Origin of the sequence: Rhizobium sp. TBD182 (assembly GCF_001950375.1) — a bacterium.
Taxonomy (GTDB): Bacteria; Pseudomonadota; Alphaproteobacteria; order Rhizobiales; family Rhizobiaceae; genus Agrobacterium; species Agrobacterium tumefaciens.
Genome location: NZ_BDLN01000001.1, coordinates 713,671 through 724,479, shown reverse-complemented (window position 1 = coordinate 724,479; position 10,809 = coordinate 713,671). Strand labels below are relative to the sequence as shown.

Genomic DNA, 10,809 nt, shown 5'->3' with positions numbered 1-10,809 from the left:
GTTCCCCAATCTGCTTGCCAACGGTGCCTCCGGCATTGCCGTCGGCATGGCGACGTCTATCCCGCCGCACAACGCCCATGAACTGTGCGACGCAGCTCTGCATCTCATCAAGCATCCGGATGCGACGGTTGAAAAGCTGGTGGAATTCATTCCCGGCCCCGACCTGCCGACCGGCGGCGTGATCATCGAAAGCCGCGAGAATATTCTCGAAGCCTATAAGACCGGGCGCGGTGGTTTCCGCGTGCGCGCCAAATGGGAAACGGAAGACCTCGGACGTGGCGGCTATCAGATCGTCATCACCGAAATCCCGTTCCAGGTGCAGAAATCTCGGCTGATCGAAAAGATCGCCGAGCTGCTGCTCGCCCGCAAACTGCCGCTGCTTGAGGATGTCCGCGACGAATCGGCCGAAGACGTGCGTATCGTGCTGGTTCCGAAAAACCGCACTGTCGACGCGACGCTGCTGATGGAATCGCTGTTCCGTCTGTCCGACCTTGAAAGCCGCCTGCCGCTCAACATGAACGTACTGTCGCTTGGCAGGGTGCCGAAAGTCATGGCGCTGAACGAGGTGCTGAGCGAATGGCTGGCGCACCGCAAGGACGTGCTGGTCCGCCGTTCCCGCCATCGTCTTGCGGCCATCGATCGCAGGCTCGAGATTTTGGGCGGCCTGCTGGTCGCCTATCTCAATCTCGATGAGGTGATCCGTATCATCCGCGAGGAGGACGAGCCGAAACAGGTGATGATGGCCAAGTGGTCGCTCACCGATAATCAGGCCGAAGCCATCCTCAACATGCGTCTGCGCAATCTGCGCAAGCTTGAGGAATTCGAAATCCGCAAGGAGTTCGACGAACTCAGCAGCGAGAAGGCTGAAATCGAGGGGCTGCTCGCCTCCGATGAAAAGCAGTGGCAGACCGTCGCCTGGGAAATCGGCGAGGTCAAAAAGAAATATGCCAAGGCAACGGAGATCGGCCGTCGCCGCACGCAGTTTGCGGATGCGCCGGATGCCGACATCGAGGCCATCCAGCAGGCGATGATCGAGAAGGAACCGGTCACCATCGTCATCTCGCAGAAGGGGTGGATCAGGGCGCTGAAGGGGCATATGTCCGATACGTCGGCTCTGACCTTCAAGGAGGGCGATGGCCCGAAGCTCGCCTTCCCGGCGCAGACGACCGACAAGTTGCTGCTGCTGACCACCGGTGGCAAGGCCTACACGCTCGGAGCCGACAAGCTGCCCGGCGGGCGTGGTCACGGCGAGCCGATCCGCATCATGGTCGATATGGAGAACGATCAGGACATCCTGACGGCCTTCGTTCACGATCCGTCGCGCAAGCTTCTGCTCGTCTCGACTGGCGGCAACGGCTTCATCGTGGCCGAAAGCGAAATGGTCGCAAATACCCGCAAGGGCAAGCAGATCATGAATGTCGCCATGCCTGACGAAGCCAAGCTCGCCGTACCTGTTACTGGCGACCATGTCGCCGTCGTTGGCGAAAACCGCAAGCTTCTGGCCTTCCCGCTGTCGCAGGTGCCGGAAATGTCACGCGGCAAGGGCGTGCGCCTGCAACGCTACAAGGACGGCGGCGTCGTTGATGTGAAATGTTTCGCGCTCGCAGACGGCTTGAGCTGGTCCGACACGGCCGGGCGCCTCTTCACCAAGGTCGGTGAGGAATTGCGCGAATGGCTGGCAGACCGCGCCACAGTAGGCCGCACCGTACCGAAGGGCTTTCCGCGTAGCGGGAAATTTGGCGGGTAAATCCGTCCTCTCTCGATATAAACAGAAGAAGCGCCGCATATCGAAAGACGTGCGGCGCTTCCGTTTAATCGAGTGGGACGACGTGGTCGCGTAGAAAAAGATAAACGCCGTCCTCATCAATGTTGCCGGCAGCGACGTCGAGAACAAAAGCGATGACATCAGCTTGCTCGGCGTGGATTTCATGGCCGTTGATGAACAAGAAGGTGTAGGCCGCTAGAAACGCGGTTCGTTTGTTTCCATCTGAAAATGGGTGGTTGCGGGCTATCCCGTAAAGATAGGCGGATGCAAGCCTTAGAGCGTCTTCCTCACCGTAGGCGGCTTTGTGAAGGGGGCGTGCCAAAGCTGCCTCAAGTGCGTTCTCGTCTTTTAGACCTTGCAGGCCACCATGTTCAACAAGTTGTTCCCGATGTATTATTTCAATGGAAGTTCGGGACAGCCACTTAATTCTTTTCATTTTGCGAGTTCTCTCAGCGCCACATGGTATTTCTTCATGCCGCGCCGGGCAGCTTCAAGCTGCTCGCTCAAATCCGCTTGTTCAGGGACGAGTTCGATGTTCCCGGAGACTTCCCTTAGTTCAAGGGTATCACCCGTCTTGAGACCCATGCGATCCAGGACTTCTTTTGGGATGATAATGCCTTCGGAATTACCGATTTTCCGGATTGTGATGTTCATGACGCCAACTCCTGTTATAACTGAGTTATAACATGGTCGTCAGGGTGGAGACAATGCCGTTGTTGGACTGATCTATTCGGCTGTCTCTACCGCAGGCACATAAACCTCCCACCCACGCGGTGTCAGATGCTCCTGCGGGTGGTAGCGCGTCTTGTAGCCCATCTTTTCCGAACCATCGACCCAGTAGCCAAGATAGACGTGCGGCAGGCCGAGCGCGCGTGTGCGGGTGATGTGATCCATGATCATGAAAGTGCCGAGCGAGCGCTTTTCTAGATCGGGGTTGAAGAAGGAATAGACCATCGACAGCCCGTCGCTCATCACATCGCTCAGCGCTACGGCGAGAAGTTCACCTCGTTTGCTGGAATCGATGCCGGAGCCGGGCTCTCGCACACGGTATTCGATGATGCGGGTATTCACGTGCGTGTCTTCGATCATGATCGCATAGTCGAGCGCCGACATGTCGGACATGCCGCCTGACTGGTGCCGATGGTCGAGATAGCGGCGAAACAGTGAGAACTGTTCGGTGGATGGCTCAGCGGCATGAACGGTGGCGACGACATCCTTGTTGATGGAGAGAACGCGCCGCATCGATTTCGTCGGCTGGAACTGTTCGGCAAGGATGCGCACGGAAACGCAAGCTCGACAGGTTTCGCACGCCGGGCGATAGGCGATGTTCTGTGAACGCCTGAAGCCGCCCTGGGTCAGAAGATCGTTCATTTCCGACGCACGCGGGCCGACCAGATGCGTGAAAACCTTCCGCTCCATCTGGTTCGGCAAGTAGGGGCAGGTGGCCGGTGCCGTAAGATAGAATTGGGGAGAGGGCGTCGCCTGCGTGTTCATCGAACCGTGATCGCCTCCTGCGTCTGTTGTGAAAGCGCGCCGCGATTTCACGGGGTGCGGCGACGCTTCAAGCGACATGCATAATGTCACAGAATGGCAAAATGACGGAAAACGTCAACTGCACCATGCGCTATTTGCTTGATATGGAAGCCACGTTTTCGTGGCTTTCCCTTATATCAGTAGGTTCTGACCATGACGGTGCCGAGCAGGAAGTCGTGAACGAGGCGAGAGCGCTCCGTAAACAGGCCTGCAAGCAGGATAAGCGGCGTCAAAACCGAGTTGATGATCCAGAAAAGCGCAATGTGCACGGTGGCCAGAAGGAAATCGATTCGCCGTCCGTCCATGCGCGCCATCGCGATTCCCATCGCCCGCATGCCGGGTGAGGCCTGCGACGGGCCGCTGAGCGTTACGCCGAAATAAAGCACCGCGACGATGACGAACAAGGCCGGATAGAGGAAGAAGCCGAGACCCAGCGTAATCACGCCGAGAAAGAAGACGATCACGGCCGCCGGAATGCACAGCAGGAGAACGATCGCGTAATCGATCAGGAACGCGAAGACCCGTCGGCTCAGGACGCCGCTATAGGCGCGCCAGTCGTCCGGTGCGACATAGGTAGGGTTCTGGTCGAGGTTCATCGGTCGTTTTCTCCTGAGAAGACATGACAGCTCGAAACGCGCTTTTCGTCACGCAGCATTCCGTGTCAGCAAACAATATGGGAAGAAAACGACCGAATACAATAAGCGTCGGCTGTCAGCCCTTCGCGAGTTTGCGTGCGGCTTCCACTGCGAAATAGCTCAGAATGCCATCGCAGCCCGCACGCTTGAAGCATAGAAGCGTTTCCATCATCACGCGCTCGCCGTCGATCCAGCCATGCATGGCCGCTGCCTTGATCTGGGTATATTCACCGGACACCTGATAGGCGAATGTGGGCAGCCCGAAATTCTCTTTCAGCCGCCAACAGATGTCGAGATAGGGCAAGCCGGGTTTGACCATCAGCATGTCAGCACCTTCTTCGACGTCGAGCGCTGCGTCGCGGATTGCCTCCATGCCGTTGGCGGGGCTGATGTAATAGCTGTTCTTGTCCCCTTTCAGCAGTCCGGCCGTCGAAATGGCCTCGCGATACGGACCGTAATAGCCGGAGGAGAATTTCGTGGCATAGGCCATGATGCCGACGTTCTGGTGCCCGGCCGCATCCAGGCCGCGGCGGATGGCGCCGATGCGGCCATCCATCATCTCGGACGGAGAAATAATGTCCGAACCGGCATCGGCCTGAAGGATTGCAGCACGAACGACCTGATCCACGGTCTCGTCATTGACGATCTCGTCGCCGCGCAGAATGCCGTCATGCCCATGGCTGGTGAAGGGATCGAGCGCAACATCGGTGATCATGCCGATATTCGGAACCGCTTTTTTGACCGCGATGGTCGCCTGATTGATGAGGTTGTTGGCCTCGAGCGCATTCGAGCCGGTCTCGTCGCGCAAGTCCATCTCGATATTCGGGAAGGTCGCAATCGCCGGAATGCCGAGATCGGCGGCTTCCTTCGCCGCTTCGACCAGCTTGTCGACACTCATGCGGTTTACGCCGGGCATCGCCGGTATGGGGTCGAGGATATTGCTGCCCGGTACGATGAAGACCGGCCAGATGAGATCATCGACGGTCAGGCGGCTTTCCTGAACCAGACGGCGAGTCCAGTCGGCCTTGCGATTGCGGCGCATGCGGCGATGGCCGGTGATCGCGTCGACCAGATGCGTTTTGTCCTGCATGTAAGAATGTCCTTCGTATCCCACCCAAGTCAGGAAAGCTGCATAACACGAAGCAAGCGCCGTGCGAATGCGACAATGTTTCTCCCTGGACTTCCCCGGTGGGCGAGGGTGCTTTGACAAGGCAAGCCGCCGAATTCAATATGGGCTGGTCGCCCGCCCGTCGAAACCGTATCTTCCGGCCATGGAACCTGATTCTCAACCTCTGCCGAAACGTCCGCTGACGGAAATCCTCTTTCTGGTCTTCATGAGGCTGGTCGCGGTTTCCTGTTTCTGGTTCGGCCTGCAATATTGGGCGATGCTGACGGGATATTCTCTCGGCGGGCATGGGCGGTTCGATATGCTTAACCTGCCATGGCGAGTGGCGGGTAGTGCGCTTGCGGTGATTTTCCCGGTGGCAGCGCTTGGTCTCTGGCTCGGCGCCTCCTGGGGGGCGGTCATGTGGGTCTTGGGTGCCGGCACCCAGATCGCGATGTATAAGGTGTGGCCATATATCTTCGGCGCCAACACGCTTGTACCCGTCATGCACGGTCTCGTGGCAACCATTTATATACTATTCTTGGTCGCTTTTTGGCTCGATCAGCGCCAGAATGAAGAGCGTGCAAGAATTGATTTACCATAAGAATAAAGCAATTCAGCCTGGTTTTCGGTCGAATGTTATTGCTAAGTCTTTGATTTGTAATGCATGGCGATAAGCCAGTCCCGCTTCGCCACAAGTTTGACCCACTTGGGAAAATGCAGGTAAGCATTTGTTAATCGTAGCTTTTAAGTAGAATTTTATGCGCATTGATTAGGTTCTCACTCAAGGCGGGAGACAAACAAACACACCGCCAAACAAAACAGTGAGGCAGTCATGATCAATAGCAAAGCAAAGCCGCAGGCCGTTGTTGCCGACGCACATGAAGATACCATCCGTTCGCTCTACATGGAGTCGCTGCACCTGGTGGAACGTCTCCACCGCCGCCTCCTCGATGTCATCAAGGACGAGTTCGATCGTCAGGGTCGCGATGATGTCAACGCCGTTCAGGCGCTCCTGCTGTTCAACATCGGCAATTCCGAACTGACGGCCGGCGAGCTTCGTTCGCGTGGTTATTACCTCGGATCGAACGTCTCCTACAACGTCAAGAAGCTCGTAGACCTCGGTCTCATCAACCACCAGCGCTCGCGTGTCGACCGCCGCTCGGTCCGCATCAGCCTGACTGAAAAAGGCCAGGAAATCGCAGAAACGGTTGCTCACCTCTACGAGCGCCACGTCGGCTCGATCGAAAAGGTCGGCGGCATCGGCACCGGCGAGTTCTCCGAAATGAACAAGCTGCTGCAGCGCCTCGATCGCTTCTGGAACGACTCGATCGCTTATCGTCTCTAATTCCGCGGCGGTTTCACTGTTAGCGCCGGGGGCATCGGTTTGCCTCCGGCTTGCGGATTCGTGTTGGAGGCGCCGTTCACCTGTGCGTGTCAAGCCCGGTCTCTCAGGTGCATTTTCGCCCTGTTTTGCAGGCATACACAGCTTCGTGAGAAAAGGCCCGTGACACGAATTGGCCATATTGATATGGGACCCGCAAAGGTGAAGGAGCCGGCGGTTTCTCCTGCTGTCGTGGCAAGTCCCGACTGTTCTGCCAGACAATAGCGCCCAGACCATGGGTATTGAGCATTACCGGCCGGCAGACACGTTGTACGTGTTTGTTAATCATATTGATTTAGGCATTGTTGAGAATGCCGAAGAGAGTGGCTGGTAGGTAGAATGACAAAAAAATCCGTTTCCGAATCCGTATCGCGCCGTGCGCTTCTTCGCTCGGCTGTTTCCGTTGGTGTTGCCGCGCTTGCCGCGCCGGCCCTGGCGCAGAATGCGCTCAACGATCTCATGGGCTCATCGCGCCGCGGCAACTGGGATGACCAGTTCGACGCGAATTCGTCGCGTTCCGCCGTTGGCGTCGTTTCCAACAACCCGGTTCTCGGACGGGAAGCGCCTGTCTACATGCAGCAGGCGATCATGCAATATCAGCAGATCGTGCAGAATGGCGGCTGGCCTGACGTACCCGTCACCCAGCAGCGTCTCCAGATCGGCGTTTCCGATCCTTCCGTTCAGGCGCTTCGCCAGCGATTGATGGTTTCCGGCGACCTGCCGCGCGAAGCTGGCATTTCCAGCGCCTTCGATTCTTACGTCGATGGTGCGTTGAAGCGCTTCCAGGCCCGCCACGGCCTTCCCGCCGATGGTGTCAGCGGCGAATACACGACCAAGGCGCTCAATGTTTCGGCCCAGATCCGTCTGGCGCAGTTGCAGACCAACCTCGTGCGCATTCAGTCCATGTCCGGCGATCTCGGCCAGCGTCACCTGATGGTGAATATTCCGGCCGCTGCCATCGAGGCGGTTGAGAATGAGCGCGTCGTCCTGCGCAACACCGCCGTCGTCGGTCGCGCCAGCCGCCCGACGCACGTCATCAATTCCAAGATTTACGAAGTCATCCTCAACCCTTACTGGACAGCGCCGCGCTCGATCGTCGAAAAGGACATCGTGCCGCTGATGCAGAAGGACCCGACCTATCTGGAGCGGAACAACATCCGCCTCATCGACGGCAAGGGACAGGAAGTTTCGCCGACGGCGGTAGACTGGTTTGCGCCAAAGGCACCGAACCTGATGTTCCGCCAGGACCCCGGCAAGATCAACGCCATGTCCTCGACGAAGATCAACTTCCACAATCCGAACAACGAATATATGCACGACACGCCGCAGCAGGGTCTGTTCAACAAGCTGATGCGGTTCGAATCGTCCGGCTGCGTGCGCGTACAGAACGTGCGCGACCTCACAAGCTGGCTGCTGCGCGACACGCCCGGCTGGTCGCGTCAGGAAATGGAACGCGTCATCGCCACCCGCGTCAACACACCGATCAAGCTGGCGCAGGAAGTGCCTGTCTATTTCGTCTATATCACCGCATGGTCGGCGAAGGACGGCGTGGTGCAGTTCCGCGACGACATCTATGAAAAGGACGGCAACGCCGAACTGGCGCTCAACACCACCACCGGCATCGAACAGCCGGCTGGACCTGTCGACGACGACCTGTTGCCCCGCAACTGATCCGGCGCTGCCATCAGGTTTTTATATTTAAGTGAAAGGCCGCACCCCGTCGGGTGCGGCTTTTTTCATTTTCGCTGCTGGTTTTGAAAAAACAGCTGCCGTTTTTTGTCGCAACGTCGCAGTTTGACGGGCAAATCTCGCTGCCCGTATTGCTCTTGTTCGGGCAGGGCGCTAAGACGCCATCGCATTACTGTTTCAGGAGCCTTCACCATGTCGAACACAGATGCTTTCTTCTCCCGTCCGCTTGCCGAAGTCGATCCGGATATTTTCGGCGCGATCGAGAAGGAACTGGGTCGCCAGCGCCACGAGATCGAACTGATCGCCTCGGAAAACATCGTTTCCCGCGCTGTGCTTGAAGCGCAGGGGTCGATCATGACCAACAAATATGCCGAAGGTTATCCGGGCAAGCGTTATTACGGCGGCTGCCAGTTCGTAGACATTGCTGAAGAGCTTGCCATCGAGCGCGCCAAGAAGCTGTTCGGCGTCAACTTCGCTAACGTCCAGCCAAATTCCGGTTCGCAGATGAACCAGGCCGTGTTCCTCGCGCTGCTCCAGCCGGGCGACACCTTCATGGGTCTCGACCTGAACTCCGGAGGCCATCTGACACACGGTTCGCCGGTCAACATGTCCGGCAAGTGGTTCAACGTCGTGTCTTACGGCGTGCGCGAAGGCGACAACCTGCTCGACATGGACGAGGTGGAGCGCAAGGCCAAGGAAACCCGACCGAAGCTTATCCTTGCCGGCGGCACCGCCTATTCCCGTATCTGGGACTGGAAGCGCTTCCGCGAGATCGCCGATGAAGTCGGCGCCTATCTGATGGTCGATATGGCCCACATCGCTGGTCTCGTTGCCGGTGGCCAGCATCCGTCGCCGTTCCCGCATTGCCACGTTGCCACCACGACAACGCACAAGTCGTTGCGCGGCCCGCGTGGCGGCATGATCCTCACCAATGACGAGGATCTGGCCAAGAAGTTCAACTCCGCCGTTTTCCCCGGCCTGCAGGGCGGTCCGCTGATGCACGTCATCGCCGCAAAGGCAGTTGCCTTCGGTGAAGCTTTGCAGCCGGAATTCAAGGATTACGCCGCACAGGTCGTCAAGAACGCCAAGGCGCTTGCCGAAACGCTGATCGAAGGTGGTCTTGATGTCGTCTCCGGCGGCACTGACAACCACCTGATGCTGGTTGACCTTCGCAAGAAGAACGCCACCGGCAAGCGTGCTGAAGCAGCTCTCGGTCGCGCCTACGTCACCTGCAACAAGAACGGCATTCCTTTCGATCCGGAAAAGCCTTTCGTCACCTCGGGTGTGCGTCTCGGCACGCCGGCCGGCACGACGCGCGGTTTCAAGGAAGCGGAATTCCGCGAAATCGGCAAGCTGATCGTCGAGGTGCTGGATGGTCTGAAGGTCGCCAATTCGGATGAGGGCAACGCTGCCGTTGAAGCTGCGGTGCGCGAAAAGGTCGTCGGCCTGACTGACCGTTTCCCGATGTATCCGTACATGTAAGGACGTAAAGAGATGCGCTGCCCATTTTGCGGTTCCGAAGACACACAGGTCAAGGACTCGCGTCCGGCGGAGGATAACACCTCCATCCGCCGGCGGCGCATCTGCCCCGATTGCGGCGGCCGCTTCACGACCTATGAGCGCGTGCAACTGCGCGAGCTGATGGTCATCAAGAAAAGCGGCCGCAAGCTGCCCTTCGACCGGGAAAAGCTGGTGCGATCCTTCGAGATCGCGCTACGCAAACGCCCGGTTGACCGGGACCGGATCGAGCGGGCCGTCTCGGGCATTGCTCGCCGTCTGGAAAGTTCCGGCGAGACGGAAATTCCCTCGGAAGAAATCGGCCTCCAGGTGCTTGAAGCGCTGAAGAGCCTCGATGACGTGGCCTTCGTACGCTACGCCTCGGTCTATCGCGATTTCAGTCATGCCGAGGATTTCGAGAACGTGATTGCCGAAATCAACGCCAAGATCGCCCGAGATACAGACGCCGGAGCATAGACGTGACGAGCCGCGCCGATGACGAAAAATTCATGGCCCGGGCAATCGAGGTTTCCCTGCGCCATCAGGGTCAAACCCAGACCAATCCCTCCGTCGGTTGCGTTCTCGTAAAGGACGGAAAAATCATCGCCGAAGCGGTGACCGCAATTGGCGGCCGCCCCCATGCCGAACGCCAGGCGCTGGAAATCGCCGGCGAAGCGGCGCGCGGCGCAACAGCCTATGTCACCCTTGAACCCTGCTCGCACTGGGGCAAGACGCCGCCCTGCGCCAATGCGCTGGTGGAATTCGGCGTCGCCCGCGTGGTGGTTGCCGTCGACGATCCCGATGAGCGTGTTTCGGGGCGCGGCTATACGATTTTACGGGATGCCGGCATTGTCGTGGAAACCGGCCTGCTGCGCGAACAAGGCAAGAGAGCGCTTGCGGGTTACCTCACACGCCAGCTGAAAAAACGCCCGCATGTGATTCTGAAGCTTGCCATTTCTGCCGATGGCATGATCGGCAGACAAGGGGAGGGGCAGGTAGCGATCACCGGTCCGCAGGCCAGGCACGCCGTGCATCAACTGAGAGCGCGCTGCGATTGCATCCTCGTGGGCATCCGTACCGCGATAGCGGACGATCCGGAACTGACCGTTCGAATTGCAGGTCTCGAAGATCGTTCTCCGGTCCGAATCGTGCTTGATCGCAAGTTTGAACTACCGTTGACGTCTAAGCTGGTGGGAAGTGC

The 10,809-nt window shown here is 58.3% G+C and carries 12 protein-coding genes; 7 read left to right on the top strand and 5 right to left on the bottom strand.

Annotated features, from left to right (window positions below):
* Positions 1-1,747: DNA topoisomerase IV subunit A (locus T18_RS03675; protein ID WP_323455181.1), on the top strand; the 1,747-nt coding region annotated here is incomplete at its 5' end.
* Positions 1,748-1,811: 64 nt separating this feature from the next.
* Here the strand turns inward: T18_RS03675 and T18_RS03670 are convergent.
* From T18_RS03670 to hemB, 5 genes are all read right to left on the bottom strand, one after another.
* Complete coding sequence (locus T18_RS03670; RefSeq protein WP_038490620.1) at positions 1,812-2,201, bottom strand: type II toxin-antitoxin system death-on-curing family toxin; 390 nt, start codon at positions 2,199-2,201, stop codon at positions 1,812-1,814.
* Positions 2,198-2,419 (bottom strand): AbrB/MazE/SpoVT family DNA-binding domain-containing protein, encoded by a 222-nt coding sequence (locus T18_RS03665; protein WP_038490623.1) that lies wholly within the window; start codon positions 2,417-2,419, stop codon positions 2,198-2,200. Before T18_RS03665 ends, T18_RS03670 begins: the two co-directional genes overlap by 4 nt.
* Before the next feature lie 72 nt (positions 2,420-2,491).
* On the bottom strand, positions 2,492-3,259 hold the full coding sequence (locus T18_RS03660; RefSeq protein ID WP_038492769.1) for an arginyltransferase: 768 nt from the start codon (positions 3,257-3,259) through the stop codon (positions 2,492-2,494).
* 176 nt (positions 3,260-3,435) lie between these two features.
* Positions 3,436-3,894: an RDD family protein gene (locus tag T18_RS03655; protein WP_038490628.1), complete on the bottom strand. Its 459-nt coding sequence runs from the start codon at positions 3,892-3,894 to the stop codon at positions 3,436-3,438.
* A gap of 115 nt (positions 3,895-4,009) precedes the next feature.
* Entirely contained in the window at positions 4,010-5,023 is a 1,014-nt protein-coding gene (gene hemB, locus T18_RS03650) for a porphobilinogen synthase (RefSeq protein WP_003512495.1), read from the bottom strand.
* Positions 5,024-5,204: 181 nt separating this feature from the next.
* Here hemB and T18_RS03645 point away from each other — a divergent pair, with 181 nt between their 5' ends.
* From T18_RS03645 to ribD, 6 genes are all read left to right on the top strand, one after another.
* Entirely contained in the window at positions 5,205-5,642 is a 438-nt protein-coding gene (locus T18_RS03645) for a DUF6163 family protein (protein WP_003512497.1), read from the top strand.
* Between the two features lie 234 nt (positions 5,643-5,876).
* The gene (ldtR, locus tag T18_RS03640; protein WP_025593036.1) at positions 5,877-6,386 is read left to right on the top strand and encodes a transcriptional regulator LdtR; all 510 of its coding nucleotides are present in this window, start codon (positions 5,877-5,879) and stop codon (positions 6,384-6,386) included.
* Positions 6,387-6,761: 375 nt separating this feature from the next.
* Positions 6,762-8,093 (top strand): L,D-transpeptidase family protein, encoded by a 1,332-nt coding sequence (locus tag T18_RS03635; protein ID WP_003512501.1) that lies wholly within the window; start codon positions 6,762-6,764, stop codon positions 8,091-8,093.
* 210 nt (positions 8,094-8,303) lie between these two features.
* Positions 8,304-9,593, top strand: a complete 1,290-nt coding sequence (glyA, locus tag T18_RS03630; RefSeq protein WP_003512506.1) for a serine hydroxymethyltransferase — start codon at positions 8,304-8,306, stop codon at positions 9,591-9,593.
* 12 nt (positions 9,594-9,605) lie between these two features.
* On the top strand, positions 9,606-10,085 hold the full coding sequence (gene nrdR / locus T18_RS03625; protein WP_003512508.1) for a transcriptional regulator NrdR: 480 nt from the start codon (positions 9,606-9,608) through the stop codon (positions 10,083-10,085).
* Positions 10,086-10,087: 2 nt separating this feature from the next.
* Positions 10,088-10,809 (top strand): bifunctional diaminohydroxyphosphoribosylaminopyrimidine deaminase/5-amino-6-(5-phosphoribosylamino)uracil reductase RibD (gene ribD / locus T18_RS27500; RefSeq protein WP_323455180.1); only part of this gene is annotated, 722 nt, incomplete at its 3' end.